The 25,578-nt window shown below is 68.9% G+C and carries 19 protein-coding genes; 11 read left to right on the top strand and 8 right to left on the bottom strand.

Going from position 1 to position 25,578, the window contains the following annotated elements:
• Positions 1-9: 9 nt before the first annotated feature.
• The 5 genes from WG923_RS00305 to WG923_RS00285 form a co-directional block, all read right to left on the bottom strand.
• On the bottom strand, positions 10-657 hold the full coding sequence (locus WG923_RS00305) for an SCO family protein (protein WP_340348916.1): 648 nt from the start codon (positions 655-657) through the stop codon (positions 10-12).
• A 14-nt stretch (positions 658-671) separates the two neighbouring features.
• On the bottom strand, positions 672-1,289 hold the full coding sequence (locus tag WG923_RS00300) for an SCO family protein (RefSeq protein ID WP_340348915.1): 618 nt from the start codon (positions 1,287-1,289) through the stop codon (positions 672-674).
• A gap of 3 nt (positions 1,290-1,292) precedes the next feature.
• Positions 1,293-3,233, bottom strand: coding sequence for a YncE family protein (locus WG923_RS00295; RefSeq protein WP_340348914.1), 1,941 nt, complete (start codon positions 3,231-3,233; stop codon positions 1,293-1,295).
• Positions 3,234-3,338: 105 nt separating this feature from the next.
• Positions 3,339-9,137, bottom strand: a complete 5,799-nt coding sequence (locus WG923_RS00290) for a hypothetical protein (protein ID WP_340348913.1) — start codon at positions 9,135-9,137, stop codon at positions 3,339-3,341.
• A gap of 657 nt (positions 9,138-9,794) precedes the next feature.
• Entirely contained in the window at positions 9,795-11,624 is a 1,830-nt protein-coding gene (locus WG923_RS00285; protein WP_340348912.1) for an ABC transporter ATP-binding protein, read from the bottom strand.
• Positions 11,625-11,657: 33 nt separating this feature from the next.
• Between WG923_RS00285 and WG923_RS00280 the strand changes: the two genes are divergently transcribed.
• The 7 genes from WG923_RS00280 (at position 11,658) to WG923_RS00250 (ending at position 19,069) form a co-directional block, all read left to right on the top strand.
• Complete coding sequence (locus WG923_RS00280) at positions 11,658-12,290, top strand: class I SAM-dependent methyltransferase (protein WP_340348911.1); 633 nt, start codon at positions 11,658-11,660, stop codon at positions 12,288-12,290.
• A 78-nt stretch (positions 12,291-12,368) separates the two neighbouring features.
• On the top strand, positions 12,369-13,889 hold the full coding sequence (locus WG923_RS00275; RefSeq protein WP_340348910.1) for an ABC transporter substrate-binding protein: 1,521 nt from the start codon (positions 12,369-12,371) through the stop codon (positions 13,887-13,889).
• A gap of 16 nt (positions 13,890-13,905) precedes the next feature.
• Positions 13,906-14,823, top strand: coding sequence for an ABC transporter permease (locus tag WG923_RS00270; RefSeq protein WP_340348909.1), 918 nt, complete (start codon positions 13,906-13,908; stop codon positions 14,821-14,823).
• A complete protein-coding gene (locus WG923_RS00265; protein ID WP_340348908.1) occupies positions 14,823-15,728 on the top strand; it encodes an ABC transporter permease in 906 nt (301 codons plus the stop codon). Before WG923_RS00270 ends, WG923_RS00265 begins: the two co-directional genes overlap by 1 nt.
• The gene (locus tag WG923_RS00260) at positions 15,715-16,710 is read left to right on the top strand and encodes an ABC transporter ATP-binding protein (protein ID WP_340348907.1); all 996 of its coding nucleotides are present in this window, start codon (positions 15,715-15,717) and stop codon (positions 16,708-16,710) included. The genes WG923_RS00265 and WG923_RS00260 overlap by 14 nt, the downstream gene beginning before the upstream one ends.
• Positions 16,707-17,675: an ABC transporter ATP-binding protein gene (locus WG923_RS00255; protein ID WP_340348906.1), complete on the top strand. Its 969-nt coding sequence runs from the start codon at positions 16,707-16,709 to the stop codon at positions 17,673-17,675. Before WG923_RS00260 ends, WG923_RS00255 begins: the two co-directional genes overlap by 4 nt.
• Positions 17,672-19,069, top strand: a complete 1,398-nt coding sequence (locus WG923_RS00250; protein ID WP_340348905.1) for a M20 family metallopeptidase — start codon at positions 17,672-17,674, stop codon at positions 19,067-19,069. Before WG923_RS00255 ends, WG923_RS00250 begins: the two co-directional genes overlap by 4 nt.
• Before the next feature lie 54 nt (positions 19,070-19,123).
• Here the strand turns inward: WG923_RS00250 and WG923_RS00245 are convergent, their stop codons facing one another.
• Positions 19,124-19,270: a hypothetical protein gene (locus WG923_RS00245; RefSeq protein ID WP_340348904.1), complete on the bottom strand. Its 147-nt coding sequence runs from the start codon at positions 19,268-19,270 to the stop codon at positions 19,124-19,126.
• A gap of 119 nt (positions 19,271-19,389) precedes the next feature.
• Between WG923_RS00245 and WG923_RS00240 the strand changes: the two genes are divergently transcribed.
• Entirely contained in the window at positions 19,390-20,484 is a 1,095-nt protein-coding gene (locus tag WG923_RS00240; protein ID WP_340348903.1) for a cyclase family protein, read from the top strand.
• 44 nt (positions 20,485-20,528) lie between these two features.
• On the opposite strand, the gene WG923_RS00235 is transcribed toward WG923_RS00240, so the two are convergent.
• On the bottom strand, positions 20,529-21,308 hold the full coding sequence (locus WG923_RS00235; RefSeq protein ID WP_340348902.1) for a transglutaminase family protein: 780 nt from the start codon (positions 21,306-21,308) through the stop codon (positions 20,529-20,531).
• Between the two features lie 305 nt (positions 21,309-21,613).
• Between WG923_RS00235 and WG923_RS00230 the strand changes: the two genes are divergently transcribed.
• From WG923_RS00230 to WG923_RS00220, 3 genes are read left to right on the top strand one after another with little or no spacing between them, the layout of a single operon-like run.
• On the top strand, positions 21,614-22,438 hold the full coding sequence (locus WG923_RS00230; RefSeq protein ID WP_340348901.1) for a serine hydrolase: 825 nt from the start codon (positions 21,614-21,616) through the stop codon (positions 22,436-22,438).
• Positions 22,435-23,046, top strand: a complete 612-nt coding sequence (locus WG923_RS00225) for a hypothetical protein (protein WP_340348900.1) — start codon at positions 22,435-22,437, stop codon at positions 23,044-23,046. The genes WG923_RS00230 and WG923_RS00225 overlap by 4 nt, the downstream gene beginning before the upstream one ends.
• Positions 23,046-24,251 carry a hypothetical protein gene (locus WG923_RS00220; RefSeq protein WP_340348899.1) on the top strand — a complete coding sequence of 402 codons (1,206 nt, stop codon included), beginning with the start codon at positions 23,046-23,048 and terminating at the stop codon, positions 24,249-24,251. The genes WG923_RS00225 and WG923_RS00220 overlap by 1 nt, the downstream gene beginning before the upstream one ends.
• Before the next feature lie 64 nt (positions 24,252-24,315).
• Here the strand turns inward: WG923_RS00220 and WG923_RS00215 are convergent, their stop codons facing one another.
• Complete coding sequence (locus tag WG923_RS00215; RefSeq protein WP_340348898.1) at positions 24,316-25,569, bottom strand: D-alanyl-D-alanine carboxypeptidase family protein; 1,254 nt, start codon at positions 25,567-25,569, stop codon at positions 24,316-24,318.
• Positions 25,570-25,578 lie beyond the last annotated feature (9 nt).

Here is a 25,578-nt window from a genome sequence, read left to right as displayed (position 1 = left end):
GCCCCTTGGTCAGTTCGCACCCGGGGCCGGCGTCCTGCCGGAGGTGGCAATGATGCGCGCGGCCTCGGCGATCGCCTTGGGCGGCAGGTTGGGCAGCATCCTGCGCATGCGCTTGGCATCGACATCCATGATGTACAGCACCGTGGCATGCTCCTCGACGTTCTCCGACCAGGCGCCCAGGCGCTTGAGGATCACGTCGACGTCGCTCTTGCGGCCGGTGAGGAAGGACCAGCCTGCCAGGTCGGCGCCCTGCTTCTGCGCGAACGCCTTGAGCGCCTGGGGCGTGTCGCGCGCCGGATCGCTGGTGAGCGTGACGAAGAACACCTGCTTGCCGAACGCTTTCCCCAGCTCCTCGCGCACCTGCAGCAGCTGCTTGGTGATCAGGGGGCAGGCCTCGGTGCAATTCGTGTACGTCACGTTCAGCACCACCGTCCTGCCCTTGAGCATGTCGGAATAGAACCGGACCTTGCGTGCGTCCTGGGTCGTCAGGTCGGCGTCGGTGAAGTAGGCGCGGGGGTCGCGCGTGCCGGCCGGCGCAGGCTGCGGGAGGGGCGATTCCACGGCGGCCGGTTTGCCGCCCGCGTGCTCGGTATGCGCAAGGGCGCCTGGCGCCAGCAGCGTCGTGGCCAGGGCAGCCAGCAGCAGGATCTTTCGCATCGGTTCCGTCCTTCCTAGTTGCCCGTCGCGATCGGCGCACCCTGGCGTGCGGCCTGCAACTGCCTGACCCGGGCCATGATCTGGTCCGAGCCGGGGAAGCCGAAGAAGCGTGTCCATTCGCCGCTGCGCGGATCGCCCACCAGCACCACCGAAGGATGGTCGGCGAAATTGGGCGTGTACACGCCGAGGGCGGTCAACACTTCATCCACCGCCTGCTTGCTGCCGCCGAGAAAACTCCAGCCGGGCCCGGCCTGGTACTGCGCCGCGTACGCCTTCAGGCGCAGCGGGGTGTCGCGCACCGGGTCGACCGTGACGGAAACCAGGGCCACCTCCCGGCCCACGCGGTCGCCGAGCCGCTGCTGCAGGTCGGCGAAGAGCGCCGACAGGGGCGGGCACACCGTGGTGCAGGTCGTGTAGATGAAGGTGACCAGCACCAGCCGGTCGCCCACGGTGTCCGACTTGAAGCGGGCCGTCCTGCCGTGCTGGTCGGTCAGCACGGTATCGGGAAGCTTGATGCGCACCGTGCTCGGTGCCTTCGCAGCCGTTTCATGCGGATGATGGTCGTGGGCCCCGGCGCCGGTCATCGCGGTCGTGAGGACCAGCGCCGTGATCGAGGTGAGTGCGCTGCGCATGGATCAACCCTTCCCGGGCACGACGCTGCGCGCGGTCGCCGGCGGCGTCGCCATCAGGGTGAAGAACGGCAGCTTCCCGTAAGCCAGCGCCATCGAAGGAACGCCGACGTACACGTAGTAGGCCCCGGGCTGCTCGAGCTGCACCTGGGCCTCGTACACACCGTTGCCGACTTCCTTGACCGCCACCTCGGTGCGGCCGCGGCCCGGCGCCAGGAAATACATGACGCGCGCATCCTTGATGCCCGTCTTCGCCAGCCGCGTGGCGGGGTCGATCAGCTTGAAGCGCAGCCCCAGCGGGCCGCCGGCAGTCGCCTTGCGCGCGCGCTCGTCGAATTCCACCGTCAGGGGATCGAGCGTCCTGGTGGCCAGCGGGTTGGCCTTGGCCTGGACCGCGAAGCAGTGCAGCAGCTTGGGGCTGTCCAGCATGAATGCGACGTCGTACTTTCCGGCCACCGGCATGCGCACGCGTCCGGCGTACACGCCGGGTTCGACTTCCTTCAGGCTGCGGTCCACCACCGTCACGGCGCGCGGACTCGAACCGTAGACCCGGTAATTGCTGGAGGGCGAATTCATGCCCTCCATGTAGTAGTAGGTCGTGCCGTCCGCCGGGTTGACCACGAACACCGTGCCCTCGTTGGCGGCGGCCGCCACCGAGTCGGCGATCACCAGGTTGCCGGCCTGGTTGGGGGCCGTCTCGCCCGCGGCAAAGCTCTGCACGGTGGCGGTCTTGCCCTTGCCCAGGGTGGACAGGTTGATCATGCTGACACGCTCCGAACCGAGCGCGCGCACGAACGCGAAGGTCTTGCTGTACGTGAGCTGGTAGGGCTGGGCCTTGATCGGCACCTCCTGCACCAGCGTGTCGCTGGCCGTATCCAGCACGTGCACCCGGTTTTCGGCCGTGTTGACGGCCAGCGCGAAGCGTCCGTCCGGCGTGACCTTCAGCGGCCCCAGTCCGGGCTTGGCGGCAACGCGCGTCGCCACCGCCAGCTTCTCCGTGTCGATCACGGTGACGACCCCCTCCTTGCCGTCGGCGACGTAGAGCCGGCGCGACAGGGCAGAGTAGTCGAGCGAGAGGGGCAGGGTCCCGGTCCTGATGTCCTTGACCTTGCTGCGGCGGGCGACGTCGATCACGCTCACGGTGCCGTCGTTGCGGTTGGTGACGAAGGCGTACTTGCTGTCCGCCGTGAACGCGAATTCGTGATGGCCCGCGCCGGTGGCGATGAAGCCGACCGGCTTGAGGCTGGCGGTATCGATCACCGTCACGCCGCTGTCCTTGCCCTCCGTCGCATTGTTGCCGACCCACAGGTAACGCTGGTCGGGCTGCAGCACGATGCGCATCGGCTCCTTGCCGGCCGCCACGGTGCCCGTCACCTTGAAGTTGTCCGTTTCGATCACCGCCACCTCGCCCGCCTTGGGCATGGTGACGAACAGCCGGCGCGTGTTGTCATGCCGGGCCCAGTCCGCCCCGGGCCGCTTCAAGGCCGTGGTGGCGAAGGTGCTGGTCACGCCGGCCATGGTCACCAGCGGGTCCACCACCGAAATGCTGGCGTCGTTGTTCATCAACACGACGAAGTAGCTGTTGAGGTCCAGCATCGGCCGCATGCCGATGGCGCCCTTGAGATAGAGCGCGACCTTGTCCTTGCACGTCTTCTGGTCGCTGCCCGCCTGGCCCTGGATGTGTTGCGCCATGTCCATCCAGGCACCCGGCACCAGGCCGCGCACCGGCTGGCCGCTCGCCTCGTCGCTGATCCTGAAGCGCACGTCGGCCATGTCGCCTTCCATCAGGTCCCGGGCCGCCTTTTCCACGGGTTGGGCCGAGAACTGCACCACCACGCCGTTGCGGGCGAGGCGGTGGTCGCCATCGGCATCCGCCGGCGCTGGTGCATCCGCGGCGGCCGCCAGGCGAAGAAAAAGCGCAACCAATGCGCCGAGCGAGAGAGTCATTCCCTGCAACATCGAGAACTCCAGTGCCTTTGCGGGCAGACCGCTTTTTTGCGGGATCCCCGCCGGCGGCGTGCGCCGCCGGCGGGGTACTTCTCCTGCTTCTTCCTACTTGACGCGCATGATTCCCCAGACACCGCTGTCGTTGCCGAACGAGGCCTGGTCTCGCATCAGGTAGTCGCCGATCACGCCGTTGCCGCCACCTGCGCTGGGCAGGAAGAGGTCGAAGTGGCTGGAGGGCGTCCAGCTTTCCTGGCCGGCGGTGGCGAACCCTTGCGGGTTCACGCCGAGCGCGCGGGAACCGACCGACGTCATCAGGCAGGCGCCCGTCAACGTGTTGCGGGCTTCGCCCGGGCAGATGTACGGATCACGCTGCCACACATGCCCGTGCACGGCCAGGGTGGAGCCCCGCGTCGTGCCGTGCGGGTTGGTCATGTGGATCCGCGTCTGCTGGTTGCGATTGGCCTGGAACACCGGCGTCACCGGGTCGCCCCCCACTCCGAGCAGCGTGTTGCTGTAGGCCAGCTCGGGGTTGGCGATGTCGCCATAGCACCCGGTCTGTCCCGCGGCGCAGTGGCCGAACGGCGCCTGCGGCAGGATGCCGAAGCGGAACCACAGGGGTTCGATGCCGTAGTTCAGCGACATGCCGCTGGCTTCCTGGCTGTCCTCGGGGATGCCGACGCCTTCGCCGTTCATGTGCTCCACCGGTGACCCATCACGGTAGTAATGGGTGTTGCCCTTCGTCAGCACCAGCGAGAAGTCGCGGAAGGTGCTGGTCCCGGCCGTGACCGTCGCCTGCGCGCGGGTTGCCCGCGTGCCGGCTCCGTTCTGGTGGTCGAACACCAGCGTGTTCTCGACCCAGGTGGAGCCCTGCGGGTGGACCACCATGGTGCCGACGAGGGACTTCGCGCCCTGCTTCATGACATCCGCAGGCTGCACGTTGAAGCCGCCGAATTCGATCGGCGTGGCCGTCACGTTCACCTGTCCATTGAGCGGCGTGCCGTTCAGGTCACCCACGTACCAGCGGTAGAAGGTTCCGCCACCGGGCACCGCGAGCTGGCGGCGTTCCGGGTTGGCACCCACCAGGCGACCGTCATCCTGCGTCACGTCGACGGCCACCAGTTGCGGGTGGAGGCCGACATAACTCGACGCGCGGATCAGGTTGTTGTCGAACCTCGTCGAACCCGCGGCGCCGAGGCGGTCGCGCTTGGCAACGCCCTGCAGCGTGCTGTAGGTGGCCAGGTCGGGCACCAGCGCGGGCAGGTTGTTGTTCAGCTGGACCTGCAGGCAATCGCCCGCCGCTGCACGGATCACCACCGGCTCCAGCGGAACGCCGGGCTTGAGCTTGCCTGCGACGAGGTCGGCAGTGCGCACGTACACGATCGCGGTCGGATCGTGCAGCGGGCCCTGGTGCGTCAGGTTGACCACCGCGCCGTTGTCGGTGACGAAGTTGCCTGTCACCGTGGTGTTGCGATGGTTGTACACCAGCGTACCGCCGGCCGGATTGACGGGTGCGCCGACATGCATGGTGCCCACCGGCCCCGCGGGGGCGACGGTGGCGCCGAGCGGGTTGGTCAGCGCCACGTTGGCCAGCACCGCCGTGATGTCGTACGCGCGTATCGGCGCCGACTTCGGGCAGACCCCGTTGAAGTTCTGCTGGTTGCCGAAGGCCACCGGTCCGGTGTTCGGGCCGGGCAGCTTGAACAGGTCTGCGCGCAGCTGCTCGTACGAGCGCATCACGCCCCACATGCCGCTCCACCAGCCGTCGTTGCCGGAGTCCATCGAGTAGGCGTAGTCCGCCAGCGGGCCGCGGTTGGCGTCCACCGGCAGGATCGGGCTTCTCAGCGTGAACTGCTCGGAGATGCCTGCCGCCTGCGCATTGCGCCAGCCGGAGTTGGGCGACGTGCCGTGGCCCGAGCCACCCTGCAGCCACTTGACGCCGTGGATGGTGGCGTTGTGCTCCTCCTCGTGGCCGCCGGCCTGGATCTTCACCCGCACGATGTCGCCCTGGTAGGTGCGCATCATCGGCGTGAAGGGGTCGCCGCCGGTGAATCCCGCTGCATTGATGTGCGGCGGGAAGCGCGTGCCGTTGATCACGGTGTTGGCGTTCGGCATGACGTTGAGTTGCGGAATGACCCGGTCGGTGCGCGATTGCAGCGCGAAGGCGAGGTCGCCCGGCTTGCCGTCGGCCTGCATGCCCGGCTTGCCGTCCGGCCCGATCTTGTTCGGGTCGAACACGCGCAGCGCGACCGGCTCCATGCGGTAGTTCACCACCAGCACGCCCGGGTCCTGCACGTCGATCGCCTGCGGGCAGGGTCGCGACGGACAGAAGTTGTTGAGCGGGTTGTTGGCGGTGTTCGCCACTTCGAGCACCAGGTCCGGGAAGACCGGGGTGATCTGCTGGCGCGCCGGCGGATTGATGGCGAAGCGGAACGCATTCGCCGTGTTGCCGTCGAACTGCGGGTTGCCGACGTTCGCGACCACCGGTGGCAGGCCAGGGCCTGTTCCCGGCAGCGGCAGGCCGTCCTGCCCGGTGCCCATGTACACGCCCGCTTCATAGGCGTGCTGGAAGTCGCTGAACTCGAAGTAGAACTCGCGGAACGGGGTCAGCGTCTCGCTCTTGACGGTGCTGCTGCCCGGCGCGGTCGTCGGCGTCAGGATGGCTGCCTGCCAGCTGGTCGGGCCGCCGTCGCTGAACTGCGTGCCGTCCGAGTTGGTGTCGGTCCGCGCCGGAGCGCCGGTCACCGGGTCGTAACCCAGTTGCGCGCCGGTTTCGTTCATCACCCAGCGGGAGCCGGCGGGCTCGGCGAGCAGCGTCGAATAGAGGCCGATCTGCTGGTGCGTCGACGGACCATAGTGGTCGTGCGTGAACACGATGCCCAGGCCGCGGTCCACGCCCTCGGTGTTGACCACCGGGTCGGTGAACCAGCGTTCCATCGTCGTGCGCGCGCCCTTCCACTCTTCCGGGAAGCGGCCGCCGAGTTGCCCGGCAACCTTGCCCCAGTACGGGTGGTCCTTCGCCACCGGGCAGGCGCCGGTGCCGTCGCGCGGGTCGCCGGAGTCGACGCCGACGCAGGCGTTGAACTTGCGGATCGCATGGATGCGCTCGCGGATCACGCTGGCGGCCATCGTGCCATCCTCGTAGTTCCAGCCGTTGGCTGCGCCGTCCGTGGTGGTCAGGTCCCACTTGGGAAGGTGGATGTGCTGGCCGATGATGTCGGTCGGCGTGCGCAGCTGGTAGTCGTCGATCTCGTACACGCCCGGCACCAGGTTGCTGTGGTGGTAGACCGTGCAATCGAAGGTGTTGGCGCGGAAGACCAGCGGCTCCGGCGGCTTCTGCTTGGTGATGATCGGTGCCACGTCCTGCCACAGGGCGACGATGCGCTGCTGCGGATTGTGGTAGCCGGTCTTGTTGAGCACCGCGTCGAACTGCAGGTTGGTGCCCTTGTAGATGCGCGGCGCGTCCGAGTTGAAGATGCTCGAGCCGCGCGTGCTCATGCCGGTGAGGGTTTCGCCGGAGAAGAACGCGCCGATCACGCCCGGTTTGAGCACGGCCCCCTGGTCGTCGATGCAGGGGTTGTGGAAGGGCGCACCCACCACCGGACCGCCACCGCCGTTGGTCGTGAAGGTGGACGCCGTGGGAACACCGGCGAAATCGAGCTTGACGGTCGGACGGCTGCGAACGGCGTGGAAGGCCATCGCCAGCTGCTCGAGGTCCGTGCCTTCCTCGGGGTAGTACACCGGCACGGCCTTCACGAACTCCTTGGAGAAGTCCAGCCGGGTGGTGACCGTGAGCGTGGTGGCGCCCGCGGCGTAACCCTTCATGGAATGGCGCGGCAGGCCACCGTCGAATCCATCGGCTTGCGCCGGCTGCAGCTGCGACCACAGCGGATTGCCCGAGTCCTTGAGCGCCTGCGCCTTGGCCTTGGTCAGCATGTCCAGCGGCGGTGTCGGCGGGCGATGGCCGATCGTGTCTTCGATGCCGGCAATCCAGAACGGGTAGCCGGGATTCTTCGTGCGGTCGATCACGTTGGCCAGCGAGCCCAGCGGCTTGCCGTTGAACGTCGAGAACAGCGGATTCGTCTTCACCGTGACCTGGCCGGGCATGGGCGGGAGGCCCTTGCCAGGCAGCGGCACCAGCGCCGGGATCGGCGTGCCCGCGACGATCTCGCCATCCGGATAGGCGCGCGCGCCGACCGCGGGCGTGGTGTTGCCCGTCGCCCAGATCGTGGTGTGGTAGCCGGTGCCGGAAGCGGCCAGCCTCGTGCCGGCGCTGAACGTGTCGTTGTTGCGCCAGTGGTACCACATGCCCTGTGCGAAGTGCGGGTAGAAGTGGCAGTGGAAGATCGCGTCGCCGGCGGACTTGTTGCGGTTGCCCGAGCCGCCGAAGTTGATCTCGTACGTATAGCCTGCCCCCGGGCCGATGCCTTGCGCGTCCAGGTAGTTCGCGTTGTCGTCGTTGGGGTTGTACAGCCACTGGTGGTTGTGCAGGTGGAAGACGTGCTGTTCCTTGCCGATGTGCGTGTTGCGGAACTTCACGAAGTCGCCGATGTAGCTGTGGTGCACGTTGGCCGCGTCTTCCGCGCCGATCACGTAGTTCGCCTTCGGTCCCTGGGTTCCGGCTGGCGGCACCTGGCCGGGCAGCAGGTGTTCCAGGCCGACGTTGGCCGGGATGTCGACCGTCAGGGCCGGGTCGTTCAGCGCGTGCGAGGTCAGGAAGAACTCCTCGTAGGCGCAGTCCGCGCAGTCGCTGGTGGGACCGACCCCCAGGCGGTTGGCGATGATCTCGGAGCCGATGCCACCGGATCCGTAATTGATCATGAAGGCATCCTTGACGCCCTCCAGCACGTAGCGGAACACCGGGTCGTCCTTGTAGAAGCCCGGGAACGCCTGGCCGTTGGCGGTTTCGTCATGGAACACCGAGGCGAAGTCGCGGAACGGCTCCAGCCGGTTGGGCACCGTGGGATTGCGCTTGCCGACCGACTCCAGCGGGTAGGTGCTGGGCGGGAAGCTGCCGTCGGCATTCGGGCCGGCGACCACGGCGTTGATTTCCGAATGCACGATCTCGCACGCCGTTGCCGAGGCGCACTTCATCATGTTGAGGATCGGCAGGCCCGCCTTGCCTTCCACCGTCCATGGATTCACGGCGGGATAGGTCGCTTCGTAGCGGATGCGGGGGTGCCCTTCGGCGGTCATCTCCGTCGGGCTCAGGGTGCCGTTGTTGTTGACGTCGGCCGACAGGCGCATCTCTTCCTCGAACACCTGGCCGCGGTAGATCCTGGCGCCGGTGGGCTCCACGATCACCTGGCCGAACAGGCCGTTGGACGAATTGCCCTGGTTGCCGTCGGAGCCGAGCACGGCGCCGCCGCTGGTGACGTTGAACACGCCCTCCTTGCTGGCGAACACGCGATAGCTCTTGGTGCCACCCTGCGGGACCAGGCTGCTTAGGTTCGCGCCGGTGTGGCTGCCGTCATCGGCGATGCTGTCGACGAGTTCCATGCCCGAGGCATGGAAGCCGACGAAGCGGCCCCGGACCTGCTCGTCGATGAAGACGGTGTGCAGCTGCCCCGAAGGTTCGGTCAGCGGCACGTTGTTCGGATTGGCCACGGGCGTCAGCAGGTTCTGCAGGTTCACCGTGAGGCAATCGCCGACGCGCACGCGCAGCACCAGCGGGCGGTGTCGCTTGTCGGGCCGCAGGTCCAGCTGGCCTGGCGTGGCGGCGCCGCTGACGGTCAGCGGCGACTTGGTGCTGGTGTTGATGACGTCCCGCTTGAGGGCGAACATCATGCCGTTGACGTTGCCGGCGCCCAGCCGGTTGTACATCAGGGGCTTGTCGAAGGCGACGAGGTTGGCGGTCACCTGCCGCTGGCAGGTGATGGCAGCCTGCGCATCGGGCGCGGCCGCCACCGCCAGCACCCCCAGTGCGGTCAGTGCAAGAGCATGAGTGGTACGGGCCCAGCGTCGCAACTTCGGTGGACTGGCCCCGGTGGAAAGACGCAACATTCCCTCATGCCGTTGACACATGATCACCTCCTGAAGTGGGGTACCGCGTTACAAACCGGCGACGCCCTAATCGCCGGTCGAGAGGAAAGTAGTAAGCAGGGGGCCTAAAGTAGTGACGGAAGTCCGCTTTTTCTTTGATCCAGATCACCTATGACACGTGTCAAAACGTCACTAGTTCAACAGTTTCGCGGCCGCGGGATCATGGGCGGATGTGGCAGGCGGCATGCTTTCTAAGGGGGCGGCGAGTCGAAAAGCGGCACCCGGGGTGCGCAGCACCGCGCGCGCGTACGCGCGCGACGGCCGACCCGGAAATCCGTCATCCGCCCGGGGAAAGTGCGTAGGCGGGCACGGACCCGCCACGCCATGGTCCTGCCCGCCGTTTGCAGGCTCCAGTATGTTGAACAGGGAGTGGGCTCGGTCTGGGCCTGCAGCAGCTCGAGCTGCTGCTCCGCCTCGCCGTGCCGCTGGTGCGCGCGCGCGAGTTCCGCCGCGTGGGCCTGGGAGTCCACCCGCTTGCCCAGGCCCCCGGTCCTGCTCGACGTTCAGCCCGGCGCGCCGGACCTACAGCGGGCGCAGGAAGTCCGCCGGGTCGAGCGCCGCGCCCGCATCCTCGCGCTCCTGCTGCATGCGGGCCCGGCCCGCCGGCGCGGCGGCGCGCTCGCCGATCTGCTGGCGCCACATGGCGTAGTACAGGCCCTTGAGCGCCACCAGTTCGGCGTGGGTGCCGCTCTCCACCACGCGGCCCATCTCCAGCACGTAGATCGCGTCGGCGTGCAGCACGGTCGACAGGCGATGCGCGATCAGCAGCGTGATCTGGGTGCGCTCGCCGGACACCCGGCGCACCGTCTCGGTCACCTGCTGCTCGGTCAGCGAGTCCAGGGCGGAAGTGGCCTCGTCGAACACGAGCAGGCGCGGCTCGCGCAGCAGCGCCCGCGCGATCGACAGCCGCTGGCGCTCGCCGCCCGACAGCTTGGTGCCCGCCTCGCCCACCACCGTGTCCAGCCCCTGCGGCAGGCGCTCCAGCAGCGCCGCGCACTGGGCGTGCTCCAGAGCGGCCAGGATCTGGGCGTCCGTCGCATCCGGGCGCACGAACAGCATGTTCTCGCGCACCGTGCCGCCGAACAGGCTGGTCTCCTGCGTCACGTAGCCGACCTGGCGGCGCGCCTCGTTGTAGCGCAGCTTGCGGGTGCTGACCTCGTTGAAGTAGACGTCGCCCGACGCCGGCCGGTACAGCCCGAGCAGCAGCTTGACCAGCGTGGACTTGCCCGATCCGGACGGCCCCACGAACGCGATGGTGTCGCCGTGCCGCGCGGAGAAACTGACATCGTCCAGCGCGTTTTCCTGCGCGCCCCGGTGGCGGAACACCACGTGCTCGAAGCGCAGCGACTCGATCGGGCCCACGTGCACCGCGTCCCGCGGGCGCTGGTCGATCGGCTTGGCCATCAGCTCGGCGAAGTTCGCCATCGAGGAACTCGCCTCGCGCCAGGCCAGGATGATGGTGCCCAGCTCCTGCAAGGGCGCCAGGATGCCGACCGAGATGAACTGCATCGCGATCAGCTCGCCGGTGGACAGCACGTTGCGGAAGATCAGCCACAGCAGGGTGAAGAGCACCGACAGCTTCAGCAGGCTGAGGGTGGACCCCTGCAGGAACGTGAGCCAGCGGATCCGGCGCACCTTGGCCATCTCGAGGTCGAAGATCACCTGCGTCTGCGCCTCCAGCCGCCGGATCTCGCGGAAGGTCAGGCCCAGGCTCTTGATCAGGGCCACGTTGCGCAGGCTCTCGGTGATGAAGCCGGCATTGCGCGTCGTCTCGCGGTTCAGTGCGCGCTGCTGGCTGCGGATCTGCCGGCTCAGCAAACCGGACAGGCCGCCGAGCACCAGCAGGCCGACCAGGAACACCGGCACCAGCAGCCAGCTCCGGGTGACCGCGTACCAGAGCAAAAAGCCCAGCCCCACCAGCGACGCGAACAGCACGTTGATGAAGGCGTTGATGAAACGCTCGGTATCGCGCCGCACGCGCAGCAGCAGCGACAGGGTCTCGCCGCTGCTCTGGTCCTCGAACTCCTGGTAGCGCAGGCGCAGCGTCTGGCGCAGGCCGTCGTTGAAGATGCGGGTGCCGAAGCGCTGCACCACCAGGCGGGTGGCGTAGTCCTGCATCGCCTTGCATGCCCGCGAGGCGATGGCCACGGCCACGGCCAGCGCCAGCAGGCGCAGAGCACCGCGCACCAGTTCGGCATCGGGCTTGACGTCGCGCTGGTTGGCATAGCCGTCGACCAGCCAGCCGAAGATGATCGGGTCCACCAGCGCCAGCACCTGGCTGCAGGCTGCCAGCAGGAGCGCCAGCGCCGCCAGCCGGCGCTGCGGCTTCAGGTATTTCTTCAGCAGGTCCATCCCCGGATTCTGCAGGCGTAGGATGCGACTCCCATGCAGGACTACTACGCCGCGCGCGCGCCCGAATACGACCGCATCTACCTGAAGCCCGAACGCCAGGGCGACCTGCGCGGGATCGAGGCCTGGCTGCCGACGGTCTTCACGGGCCGCAACGTGCTGGAGGTGGCGTGCGGCACCGGCTACTGGACGCAGTTCATCGCGCCCGTCGCCGCCCGCGTGCTGGCGGTCGATGCGGCGCCGCAGACGCTGCAGATCGCGCGGCAGCGCGTGCCGGGGGACAACGTGGAGTTCGTCACCGGCGATGCGTACGCGCTGCCCGCGGGCCCGCGGGAGTTCGACGCCGCCTTCGCCGGCTTCTGGTATTCGCACGTGCCCAGGAGCCGCATTGGCGCCTTCCTGGCCGGACTGCACGGCGCGCTGCGGCCCGGCGCCCGCGTCGTCTTCCTCGACAACCTCTACGTGGAAGGCAACAGCACGCCGATCTGCGAGCGCGACGCGCAGGGCGACACCTGGCAGCTGCGCACCCTCTCCGACGGGTCGCAGCACAAGGTGCTGAAGAACTTCCCCTCCGAGGGCGAGTTGCGCGAGGCGACGCGGGGCATGGCGCGCGAGCTGCGCCTGCGCCAATGGAAGTACTACTGGGCCCTCGAATACCTCACCGTCTAAGGGTTAGCATGCAATCGGGGCAGCGACCCCCTTCGGTATCGTCCTTGCTTCGGTAGAGAGGAAGCAGGAGCAGTAGAGATGAACCGTATTCTGAAATCCGCGGCTGCCAGCCTGGCCGCGGCGGCCCTCGTCGCCAGCGCGCCCGCCTGGGCCGGCAAGAAGACGGACACGCTGGAATTCGCCTACGACCAGGCGCCCGAGAACGTCGACCCCTACTTCAACAACGTGCGGATCGGCGTGATCCTCGGGCAGACCGTGTGGGACACGCTGCTGTACCGCGACCCCGTCACGCACGAATACCGGGGCCAGCTCGCGAAGAGCTTCAGGCAGGTCGACGACCGCACGCTCGAATTCGAGCTGCGCCAGGGCATCAAGTTCCACAACGGCGAGGACTTCGACGCCGACTCCGTGGTCTATACGCTCAATTTCGCGGCCGATCCGGCCAACAAGGCGGTGACGCAGGAGAACGTGCGCTGGATCCAGCGCGTCGAGAAGATCGACCGCTACCGCGTGCGCGTGATCAGCAAGGAGCCGTTCCCGGCGGCCAAGGACTACCTCGCCACCACGCTGCCGATCCATCCCGCCAGGTACTACAAGGAGGTCGGGCCCAAGGGCATGAACGCCAAGCCGGTGGGATCGGGGCCCTACAAGGTGGTGGAGCATGCGCCCGGCAAGTCGATCACGCTGGAGCGCTTCGACGGCTACTTCAAGGAATCGCCGCGCCCGCTGCCGAAGATCGGCAAGGTGCACATCCGCATCATCCCCGACCGCCAGACGCAGATGGCGGAGGTGCTCTCCGGCGGCGCCGACCTGATCATGCACGTGCCGAAGGACCAGGCCGAGAAGCTGCAGGCCGTGCCGCAGCTGCAGGTGGTCAGCGGCAACACCATGCGCATCGTGTTCCTGCAGATGAACACGCAGGAGGGCGCGCCGGCCCCGCAACTGAAGGACCCGCGCGTGCGCAAGGCCATCTCGCACGCGATCGACCGCGAGGCCATCCTGAAGAACATCGTCGGCGGCGGCGAGATCCTCTACACCATCTGCACGCCGTCGCAGGTGGGCTGCACGCACGAGGGCGCGCCGGTCTACAAGTACGACCCGGCGCTGGCGAAGAAGCTGCTGGCCGAGGCCGGCTACCCGAACGGCTTCGAGCTCGACATCCATGCCTACCGCGAGCGCAACCAGACCGAGGCGATCATCAACTACCTGCAGGCGGTGGGCATCAAGGCGAAACTGAACTTCATGCAGTACGCCGCCATGCGCGACCAGGTGCGCGCCAACAAGACGGCGATCGTGCACCAGACCTGGGGCTCCAACCTGGTGAACGACACCTCCGCGTCCACGCCGGTCTACTACGGCGGCGGCGCCGACGACGTGACGCGCAACCCGCAGGTGAAGGAACTCCTGGACAAGGGCGACCACACGGTGGACCTCAAGTCGCGCACCGACTACTACCGCAAGGCGCTGAACCTGATCGCGGAGAACGCCTACTCGGTGCCCCTGTGGTCGCTGCCGGTCTACTACGTGGCGACGAAGGAAGTGAACTTCCGGCCCTACGCCGACGAGTTGCCGCGCTTCTGGGAGATGAGCTGGAAGTGAAGCAAGGCCACGGCTGATGCTGCCCTACATCGCCAGGCGCCTCGGCGTCGCGCTGCTGGTGGCGCTGACGGTGTCCTTCCTCGCCTTCCTGCTGGTGTTCGTCTCCGGCGACCCCGCCCTGGCGCTGGCGGGCGAGGGCGCGCGCGCGGCCGACATCGAGATGGTGCGCAAGACCTACGGCTTCGACCGGCCGATCCCGGTGCAGTACGCCGAGTGGCTCGCCAAGCTGCTGCGCGGCGAGCTGGGAACCTCGGTGTACTTCAAGACCGACGTCGCGCCGCTGGTGGCCGAGAAGCTGCGGACCACCGTCATCCTCGGCGCCGCGGCGATCGCGGTGGCGCTGCTGATCTCGGTGCCGCTCGGCGTGCTGGCGGCGATCTGGCGGCATAGCTGGATCGATCGCCTGTGCCTGGCGGTGGCGGTGCTGGGGCAGGCACTGCCCAACTTCTTCTTCGCGCTGCTGCTGATCATGCTGTTCTCGATCACGTGGCGCGTCCTGCCGGTCTCCGGCAGCGGCACCTGGCAGCACTTCGTGATGCCCGCGCTGGCGCTGGGCTACTACGCGGCGCCGGCCTTCATGCGGCTGATCCGCGCCGGGATGATCGAGGTGCTGGATGCGGACTACATCCGCACCGCGCGCGCCAAGGGGCTGCCGCCCTCCACCGTGATCTTCAAGCACGCGCTGCGCAACGCGATCGTGCCGGTGGTGGCGCTGGCGGCCGTGCAGCTCGGCTTCCTGCTCGGGGGCTCCGTGGTGGTCGAGACCATCTTCGCGCTCGACGGCCTCGGCTACCTCGCGTACCAGAGCATCAGCAACAAGGACTTCCCGGTGATGCAGGTGATCGTGCTGCTGCTGTCGGTGATCTACGTCGTGCTGACGCTCGCGGCCGACGTGGCCAACGCGTGGCTCGATCCGCGCATCCGGGTGGCCTGATGTCGGCACGGCTTCCCGCCCTCGAAGCCCTGGCGGAGGTGCCGCTCGCGCCGGCGCCGCCGTCCGCGCTGCGCCGCATCCTCGCCAACCGCGCACTGGCGATCGGCGGCGGCCTGCTGCTGGCAATCGTGGTGCTCGCGATCTTCGCCCCGCTGTTCGCGCCCTACGACCCCTACGTGCAGGATCTGGCCAACCGCACGGTTTCGCCCGTCTGGTTCGCCCAGGGCAGCTGGACGCATCCGCTGGGCACCGACCAGCTCGGGCGCGACTACCTCTCGCGCCTGATCTACGGCGCGCGCATCTCGCTGCTGATCGGGGTGAGCGTGGCGCTGATCTCGGGCGTGATCGGCACCACCATGGGCCTGCTCGCCGGCTATTTCGGCGGCCGCACCGACATGCTGGTGTCCTTCATCGTGACGACGCGGCTGGCGATGCCGGTGATCCTGGTGGCGCTGGCGACCGTCGCCCTGGTCGGCGGCTCGCTGTGGGTCGTGATCCTCGTGCTGGGGCTGCTGAAATGGGACCGCTTCGCCGTGGTGATGCGCAGCGCGACGCAGCAGGTGCGTTCGCTGGAGTACGTCGCCGCCGCGCAGGCGGCCGGTGCATCGACGGCGCGCATCATCGCCAGCGAGGTGCTGCCCAACGTGCTGCCGCACCTGATCGTGGTGGCGTCGCTGGAAGCGGCGAGCGCGATCCTGCTGGAAGCCTCGCTGTCCTTCCTGGGCCTGGGGGTGCAGCCACCGCTGCCCTCGTGGGGGCTGATGATCTCCGAAGCCAAGGCCTACATGTTCTTCTCGTTCTGGCTGATCGCCATCCCGGGCAGCGCGCTGGCCCTGCTGATCTTCGCGATCAACCTCGCCGGCGACGGCCTGCACCAGGTCTTCATGCCCCATGAACGCGGCTGAAGCCCCCGTCGTCCTCGACGTGCAGGGGCTGCACGTGGAGATCCGCACCGCTTCCGGCGTGGTGCACCCCGTGCGCGACGTGTCCTTCCAGGTGCGCCGCGGCGAGACGCTGTGCATCGTGGGCGAGTCGGGCTGCGGCAAGTCGATGACCTCGCTGGCCCTCATGGGCCTGCTGCCGCGCGCCGCTGTGCGCCGCTCGCGCACCATGAACTTCCTCGGCGAGGACCTCGCCCGCGCGAGCGCGCAACGCATCAACGCGCTGCGTGGCGACCGCATGGCGATGGTGTTCCAGGAGCCGATGACGGCGCTCAACCCCGCGTACACCATCGGCGAACAGCTCGTCGAACATTACCGGCACCATCGTGGCACCAGCAGTGCCGAAGCACGCGACCGCGCCGTCGAATTGCTGCACAAGGTGGGCATCGCGTCCGCGCGCGAGCGGCTGGGGCAGTACCCGCACCAGCTCTCCGGCGGCCTGCGCCAGCGGGTCATGATCGCCATGGCGCTGATGTGCGCCCCCGAACTGCTGATCGCCGACGAGCCGAGCACCGCGCTGGACGTGACCATCCAGGCGCAGATCCTGCGGCTGCTGGCGGACCTGCAGAAGGAACTCGGCATCGCGATGGTGCTGATCACGCACGATCTCGGCGTCGTCGCGCGGATCGCCGACCGCGTCGCCGTGATGTACGCCGGCCAGGTCGTGGAAGAGGGAACGGCCACCGAGATCTTCGCGCAGCCACGCCATCCCTACACGCGCGGGCTGCTCGCCTGCATCCCGGTGCCGGGCCGCACGGCGCCCGGTAGCCGCCTCGGGAGCATCCCGGGCGTGGTGCCCTCGCTCGTCGGGGAACTGCGCGGCTGCGCCTTCCGCGAGCGTTGTCCCCACGCGCAGGCCGCGTGCACGCAGGCGATCGACCTGCGCGACGCGGGCGAGGGGCGCCGCTGGCGCTGCGTGCTCGAGCCCGAGGCGGTGCCGGCATGAGTGCCTTGCTCAGTGCCACGGGGCTGCAACGCAGCTTCAGCGTCAACGCCGGCATGTTCCGCGCGCGCCGCCTGCTGCATGCCGTCAACGGCATCGACATCGCGGTGGAACGCGGCGGCGTGCTCGGCATCGTCGGCGAGTCCGGCTGCGGCAAGTCGACGCTGGCGCGCATGCTGCTGGGGCTGACGCCGCCGACGGCGGGCAGCATCTTCCTGGAAGGCCAGGACATCGCGGCGATGGACCGGCGCGCGGTGGCGCGGCGCGTGCAGCCCGTGTTCCAGGATCCGTATTCCTCGCTCAATCCCCGCCGCACCGTCGTCTCCATCGTCGCCTTCCCGCTGGAGGTGCACGCAATCGGCACCAAGGCGCAACGCAGGTCGCAGGCGCTCGAGATGCTGGAGCGCGTGGGCCTGCCCGCGCGCTACGCCGAGCTGACGCCGGGCCAGCTCTCGGGCGGGCAGCGCCAGCGGGTGGCGATCGCGCGGGCGCTGGTGATGAAGCCGGAGATCGTCGTCTGCGACGAGCCGACCTCGGCGCTCGACGTCTCGGTGCAGGCGCAGATCCTCAACCTGCTGCTGGACCTGCGCCGCGACTTCCGCCTCACCTATGTCTTCATCAGCCACAACCTCGCGGTGGTGGAGCACATGGCCACGCACGTGGCGGTGATGTACCTCGGGCGGGTGGTCGAATTCGCAGACACGCGCACGCTGTTCGCGCAGCCGCGCCATCCGTACACGCAAGCCCTGCTGGCCTCCGTTCTCACGCCCGACACCACGCTGGGCATTCCCGACACCGGCCTGGGTCTCGCGTTCCCCGATCCGCTGAATCCGCCCCCGGGCTGCGCCTTCCATCCGCGCTGCCCGCGCCGCTTCGCCGGCTGCGACCGCGCGCTGCCGCAGCTGGTGCCCGCCGGCGCCGCGCAGGTCGCCTGCCACTTGTTCTCGCCACAGGAAACGACACCATGAAGACCCGCGACGCCGCCATCGCCCGCGCCCGCACGAGCTTCGATGCCGGCGAATTCCGCGCCACGCTCGCGCGCCGCGTCGCCGTGCCCACCGAGAGCCAGAACCCCGAGCGCGGGGCGGAGCTGCGCCGGTACCTCGAACAGGAGATCGGCCCCTCGTTCGAGGCCATGGGCTTTTCCTGCCGCATCCTCGAACACGCGAAGGCCAAGGCGCCGTTCCTGCTGGCCGAGAGGATCGAATCGCCCGCTGCGACCACCGTGCTCGGCTACGGCCACGGTGACGTGATCCGCGGCCTCGATCGCGAATGGCACGAAGGCCTGTCGCCCTGGGCGCTCACGGAACGCGAAGGCCGCTGGTACGGCCGCGGCATCGCCGACAACAAGGGCCAGCACAGCATCAACATGGAGGCGATGCGGCACGTGATCGCCACCCGGGGCAGCCTCGGATTCAATGCCAAGTTCCTGGTGGAGATGGGCGAGGAGACCGGATCGCCCGGCCTGCGCGAGCTGTGTTCGGAGCAGCGCGAGGCCCTGCAGGCCGACCTGCTGATCGCTTCCGACGGGCCGCGCCTGCGGGCGGAGCGGCCCACCGTGTTCCTCGGCTCGCGCGGCAGCATGAACTTCGACCTGACGATCGAGGCGCGCGCCGGCGGGCATCATTCCGGCAACTGGGGCGGGCTGATCTCCAACCCGGGGATCCAGCTCGCGCATGCGATCGCCAGCATCTGCTCGCCCACCGGCCAGATCCGCATCCCGCAGTGGGTGCCGCGCGAGCTGCCGGCTTCGGTGCGGCGCGTGCTGGCGGACTGCGAGGTCGACGGCGGCGCGGACGGCCCGCAGATCGAGCCGTGGTGGGGCGAGCCGGGGCTCACGCCTGCGGAGCGCGTGTTCGGCTGGTGCAGCTTCGAGGTGCTGGCGTTCAAGACCGGCAATCCCGAGACGCCCGTGAACGCGATCCCGCCGCGCGCCTGGGCGCGCTGCCAGCTGCGTTTCGTGGTCGGTGTCGATCCCGGGCAGATCCTGCCGGCGCTGCGCGCCCACCTGGACCGGCACGGCTTCGGCATGGTGCAGATCGCGAGCACGCGCGAAACGCTCTTCAACGCCACGCGCATCGATCCGGAGGATGCGTGGGTGCAGTGGGCCGTGGCTTCGATCGCGCGCACCAGCGGCAAGAAGCCGGCGATCCTGCCGAACCTCGGCGGGTCGCTGCCGAACGACATTTTCACCGACGTGCTGGGCCTGCGCACGATCTGGGTGCCGCATTCCTACGCCGGCTGCTCGCAGCACGCGCCCAACGAGCACCTGCCCCCCGAGTTGCTGCGCGAAGGGCTGGAGGTGATGACCGGCCTGTACTGGGATCTCGGATCGGGCGATACGCCGGCCGCGCACGCCTGAAGCGGCGCTGGGTCGCTGCGGTCGGTGCGGCCCGTTTCTCTGCCGCGCAGATTCCTAGGGCACCCTGGCCGAGCGGTCGACCTGGCATTCCATGCTCGTTTCGACGGCGCACGGGCCGCTGCGGGCCGTGGTGGCCAGCTGGGAACAGCCGGTCAACTGCAGGAGCGCCCAGATCGCGAGTGCGGTGGAGAGGGTTCGCACGTTGCTTTCCTTTCGCAAGGGCAAGGTCGCAGGGACTGTACTCTTCTCGCAAGACACCGCGAGTGGCGCTACCATGCCGCCTCCGACCCAGCAGCGGGAGAGCAGCGATGAGACCCTCCATGTTCCAGCGTGCAAGCCTTGTCGCCGGCGTCCTGCTGGCTGTCGGTGTGCCCATGGCGACCTCGGCTTTCGAGCCGCCGGCCCTGAGGGCGCAGGCCAACCGCGTCCCGGCGCCACCGTGGCCGGCGGGCGACGAGCGCGGCATGGCCAACGTGCTCGGTGCGGCCACCACGCAGCGCTGCGGCTGGCACCTGTCGCAGCGCGGTGCGCGCACCTACGAAGCGTCCTTCGAACGGTCGAACACCATGCCGAAGTCGCCGTTCGCGCCGCCGTCCCTGAGCAAGCCCAAGCCGACCGCGGGCGTGCCCTTCTCGGCGCATGCCTTCAACAGCGAGGCGTTCGAGGCCGGGGCCGAGCCGCAGCAGCAGGGCACCCAGATCGACGCACTGGGCCACTTCGCGTCGATCCGGAGCCCCTGGGATCCGAAGAACCCGTTCTCGGCCGACGACGCCAGCTATTACGGCGGCTACAAGCAGCAGGACGTGAAGCCCACGCCCGACTCGCCGCTGCTCAAGCTGGGCATCGAGAAGATCCCGCCGCTGGTCACCACCGCGGTGCTGCTGGACGCGAGGGCGCATATCGGCAAGGGCCGGGCGATGGGCGACGGCCAGCTGGTCACGGCGGCCGACATCGAAGCCATGCTCAAGGCCCAGGGCCTGGCCCGGCGCGGCATCCTGCCCGGCGACATGGTGTGGATCTACACCGGCTGGAGCGACAACTGGAAGGACCCGGCCGACCCCAGCAGCCCGTACTACGCGATGGCGCCGGGGCTGTCGGTGGACGCGGCGAAGATGCTGGCCGGCAAGCGCATCGTCGCGATCGGGCTGGACGTGCCTTTCCTCGACCCGGTGCCCGACGGCATGCTGCAAGGCAAGGCGCCGCCCGCGGCGGGCACCGAGCCGGGCCTGCCGTTCTCGATCCATCACTACATGCTGTCGGTGTACGGCATCCACCACCTCGAGAACCTGAACCTCGCCGCCATGGCCGCCGACAGGGTGTGGACCTCGTGCGCCATGGTGCTGCCCTCGCGCGACAAGGGCGCGGCCGGCGCCGTGATCCGGCCGGTGGCGATCGGCGTGCCGAACCAGAGGTGAGATCGCCGCGGGCGTGGCGGGGCGAACCCGCACGCCCGTCGCCGCTACAGGCGCGCGACGCTCACATCCATCTTCGTCACCTCCAGCGGGCCGTACTCGGACAGGAACGCCACGTCCGCCGCGTCGCGGCCGTGCGCCACGACGACCCGGCCGCCGCGCGGCTGCTCCTGGGTGGCGTCGAAGGCGTACCAGCGGCCGCCGAGGAACACCTCGTACCAGGCGTGCATGTCCATCGGATCGAGTTCGTGCAGGTAGCCCACGACGATGCGCGCCGGCATCATCAGGCTGCGGCTGAGCGCGATGCCCACATGGGCGAAGTCGCGGCACACGCCGGCCCGGCATTCCAGCGTGTCCATGGCACACGTGCTCGCCTCGCTCACGCCATAGCGGTACTCGATGTTCTCGCGCACCCATGCCGCGATGCGTTCGGCCTGCGGGTAGCCGGGCGGGCAGCCCTGCACGATCTCCCTGGCGCGCTCCGACATCTTGTCGCACGGGCAGTAGCGGCTTTGCAGCAGGTACTGGAGGGCTTCGTCCGGCAGTTGCGCCGGCGGCACCAGCGGCGCGCCGCGGTCGACGTCGATCTGGTCCGGCACCTCCACCTCGTGCTCCACGTCCAGAACGCTGTCGCCGGCCGGCAGCGTGAAGCGCTGGCACAGGTTGCCGAAGGCATCGACGTACTCGGTGGCCGGCACCCAGGGCGCGATCGCGTACCGCTCGGCCACCACCCATTGCGAGGCACCGCTGCGCGGGCGCAGCATCGCGACGACGGGGCAGGCGTCTTCGCAGCGAAGGGCGATGCGGTTGGAGGTGCGCAGTCTCATGGGCTGCACGGATGATGAGCCGCCGGCGCAGCCTCGGCCGTAGGAACGCGCCGCGCGCAGGCGCTTGCCGCCTGCCTACAGCCGTCGAGGTCCGCGCGCCAGCTCGCCTTGCGAGCCTGCGGCTGACGCTGTCTTGCGGCCTTTCCCTGCCGCTGCCGCGCGTCGGCTGTCGGACGCTCGATCGGTGCCCCGCAGAGAATGACATGGACCCCGCCGCGGGCGACGCCGCGGGGCTGCGGTGACCACGACCCGTGCCGAGCTCCGCGCCAGCAACGACAACTGCTCCCGAAAGCATGACCGACGCAATGCTCCGCGACACCGTCCTGAGGATCGGCGAAGACGCCAGGGCGTCCGCCATCGCCGTGGCGGTCTACGACTTCGAGCACCACACCACGTGGTCGATCAACCCCGCCCGCTGGTTCCATGCCGCCAGCACGATCAAGGTGCCGGTGCTGCTGGCCGTGTACGAGGCCATCGAGCAGCGCCGCTTCGAGCCGTACTCGCGCGTGCACGTGCGCAACCGCTTCCTCGGCGTGGTCGACGGCCGGCCGTTTCGCGTGCAGGAAGGGCGCGAGGCGAACGCGGAGGTGCACGCGGCGATCGGACGCATGCTCACCGTGCACGAGCTGGCCGAGCACATGATCGTCACCAGCAGCAACCTGGCCACCAACCTGCTGCTCGACCTCGTCGGGATCGAGGCCGCCCGCGCTTCCCTCACGCGCCTGCACCTGAGCGGCATCGACCTGCAGCGCGGCGTGGAGGACGAGGTGGCCTGGGAGGCCGGCCTCAACAACCGCGTGACCGCCGCCGGCCTCTGCAATGCCCTGCGCCTGATCGAGGAGGGCAAGGCCATCTCCCCCGAGGCGTCGAAGGCGATGCTCGACATCCTGCACCAGCAGCGCTTTCGCAGCGGCATTCCCGCCGGCCTGCCGGAGGATGCGCGCGTCGCCCACAAGACCGGCGAGATATCGACCGTCGCCCACGATGCGGGCATCGTGTACCTGAACGGCCGCGATGCGTACGTGGTCGTCATCCTCACCGAGTGGGCGCCGGACGTGAACGGCCGGCAGGAGACGATCGCGCGCATCTCGCGCGCCGTGTACGAGTACATGACGGGGGGCGCGGCATGAGCACGCTCCCGCTGCCCTTCGTGCACGCCGATCGCCTGCCCGCCGAGGTGCGGCAGGTGCTGCGACCCGGCCAGGCGCTGCAGGATCGTTCGGGCGCCGCGCATGTCCTGCCGTCGTCGTTCCTGCGGGTGGATTCCTGGGCCCAGGCGGTGGAAACGATGCTGACGCCGCATTTCAGGTTGTCGGAACTCATTGGCGTGGACGTTCGCGAAGCGCCGCTGGTGCGCTCCTTCCCACGCTATGTTCCCTGCGCGCTGGTGCTGCTGGCGGCGGGGCTCGAGCTGTTTCGCCTCGAGGTCGCTACCTATGTGCACGTGGCCGCGAACGGCGGCTACCGCTCGCCCGGGCACGCCCTGAGCCGGCATGCCTCGCGTCACTGCTGGGGCACGGCGGCCAACATCTACCGCATCGGCGACACGTCCCTCGACACCCGCGAAGAGATCGAGAAGTACGCGGCCATCGCGCGCCGGGTCATCCCGGGCGTCTGGATCCGCCCCTTCGGCCAGCAAGACGGCGAGGCGGACGACCACCTGCACATCGACATCGGCTACACGGTGTTCGACCCGGTGGACGGACCGGACGGCAGCCAAGCCGGGGAGGCAGGCTGATGGCGGACCGCAAGAAGCTGGAACCAGCAGCCGCGCCGCAGCGCCTGCGCCTTGCGGCCATGGGGCTGGAGGCCGAGTGCTCGCTCATGCTCGATGGCCAGCCGACGCGGCCCGAGGCCTTGTTCGGCAGCCCGCGCGACTTCATCCGGGGCGAGCTGATGCATCGCCAGGGCACTTCGTACCACCTGCCGACCGGGGGCGCGGTCTATTTCGATACGGGCGTCATCGAAGTCGCGACGCCGGTGGTGGAGATCGAGCGCGGCTGCGCCGCGCGCGCGGGGCGTTCACTGTGGGAGGCGCTCCAGTTCATCCGCGGCGAGCTCGATGCCTGGGACGGGCGCAACGGCCGCGAGACGCGGCTGGTCGGCTTCAGTGCGCACTACAACGTTTCGTTCGAGCTGCCGCCGGGCGAACCGGCGAACGGGCGCACCATCGAGCAGCTCGCGCTCCTGCTCACGTACATCCTGCCCGCGCCGGTGATGCTGCTGGCGACCAACCGGCGCTCCACCGGCGTGGGCGTGCGGCCGCGCCAGGACCGCATCGAGATCACTTCCGATTTCACGCCGAGCCCCGCGCTCATGATCGCGACGGCGACCTTGATCGTCGGCATCGTGCGCGAGGTCATGACCTGGCCGAGTTACGGGCTGGACGAACTCGCCAGGCACGAGATTCCCGTCATCGGCGGCTTCCAGCCCGTGCCCCACACCTCGCGCAAGGGGTGGCTGGCGCGCTTCAGCTGCTATCCGGCGAACCCGTTCACCTGCGACATCGACAGCGACCTGTGGCCCACCGAACGGCATGGCGAACTCAGCCTGCGGGCGATTGCGGGACGCACCGTGCGCCACTTCCGGCACGCGATTCGCCGCCTGGCCGACCCCTTCACGTTCCGGCTGATCGCCGCCGTCATGCGCGGGCGCAGTCCGTCGCTGCTCGATCTCGAGGATCGGCCTGGGGAGTACGAGCACGTCGGCAAGCTGTGCGCGTGGGACGAGCGCTCGCCGCCCGCGCGGCTGGCGCGCTCGCGCTACGAGCGCGTGGTGATCCGCGCGATCTCGGGACAACCGCTGCGCATGGACGGCCGACGCCTGCAGCCGGTCGGCATGAGCGGCTGGTCGGCGATCGTGTTCCGCCGCGAGGACAACCGGCGCGAGGTGATCGCGATCGACGACCTGATGCAGCGCCTGGACGACTGGGAGCGGCCGTAGCGGGCGCTCGCTGCCGGCACGCAGGGGACATGGGGCGCGGCGCCGTGTGCCGTCCCCGCCTCGCTCACTTGCCGAACAACCTGGCCACGTGCTGCCATGCCCGCAGCATGAATCCCGCACGTTCCACATCCGCCTGCGCGACGAGCGGCGCTTCGCCCACCGGCTTGCCGTTCGAGCTCGCGACCACCTTGCCGATCACGGCACCCTTGGCCACCGGCGCTTCCAGGTCCGGCTTGACCTGCACCGAGGTCTGCACCTGCTGGCCGCGCGGCACGGTCACCGACCAGGGCGAGCCCAGGCCCGCGGCCACGGTGTCGGCCTTGCCGAAACTGACCTTGGCGGTCGCCACCACCGCATTCGGCTCGATGGGGGTGGCCTTCTCGAAGTTGCCGAAGCCCCACCCGAGCAGCGTGCGCGTCTGGTCGGCCCGCGCCTGCGCGCTGTTGGTGTTGAGGATCACCGTGATGAGCCGCATGCCGTTGCGCTTGGACGAAGTGACCAGGCAGTAGCCGGCGTCCTCGGTGTGCCCGGTCTTCAGGCCGTCGACCGTCGGATCGGTGTAGAGCAGGGCGTTGCGGTTGCCCTGCTTGATGCCGTTGTACTTGAACTCGCGTTCCGCGTAGATCGGGTAGTAGTCGGCGCTGTCGCGGATGATCGCGCGCGCCAGGATGGCGAGGTCGCGCGCGGACGCCTTGTGCGCCGGGTCGGGCAGGCCCGTGGCGTTGACGAAATGCGTGTGCGTCATTCCGAGGCGCTGGGCTTCGGCGTTCATGAGCTTGGCGAAGCCCTCCTCGGAGCCGGCCATGTGCTCGGCGATCGCCTTGGAGGCGTCGTTGCCCGACTGGATGACGATGCCGCGCAGGAGGTCGATCACGGTGGCCTGGCCGTTCAGCGGCAGGTACATGCACGACTCGGTGCTCGAACCCCGGCACCAGGCGTTCTGGCTGACCGTGACCAGCTCGTCCTTCTTGAGCTTGCCCGAGCGAAGGGCCTGTTCGACCAGGAAGCTGGTCATCATCTTGGTCAGTGACGCCGGCGGCAGCGGTTCGTCGGGGTTGGCCGAGGCGAGGACCTGGCCGGAGTCGAAGTCCATCAGCAGCCAGGCCTTGGCCGCCAGCGCCGGCGCCCCGCCGGCAACGGCGGTCTCGCCAGCGACTGGCGCCGGGGCAGGTGCGGCGGCCGCGGGCTTCTTGTGCGTGGCGGACCTGGCGGCGTGCTGTGCAGCCGTGACAGACATCGAGCTGGAAATCAGGGCGCCCGCGGCGATGGCGAAGACAACGGGGGCGAGGGAAAAGCGCTTGGTTTGCATGGTGTTCATTGTGGCCGA

The organism is Ramlibacter sp. AN1133, assembly GCF_037890035.1.
Classification (GTDB): domain Bacteria; phylum Pseudomonadota; class Gammaproteobacteria; order Burkholderiales; family Burkholderiaceae_C; genus Ramlibacter.
The sequence above is the reverse complement of the archived record's forward strand: the minus strand, read 5'-3'. Positions and strand labels throughout refer to the sequence as shown.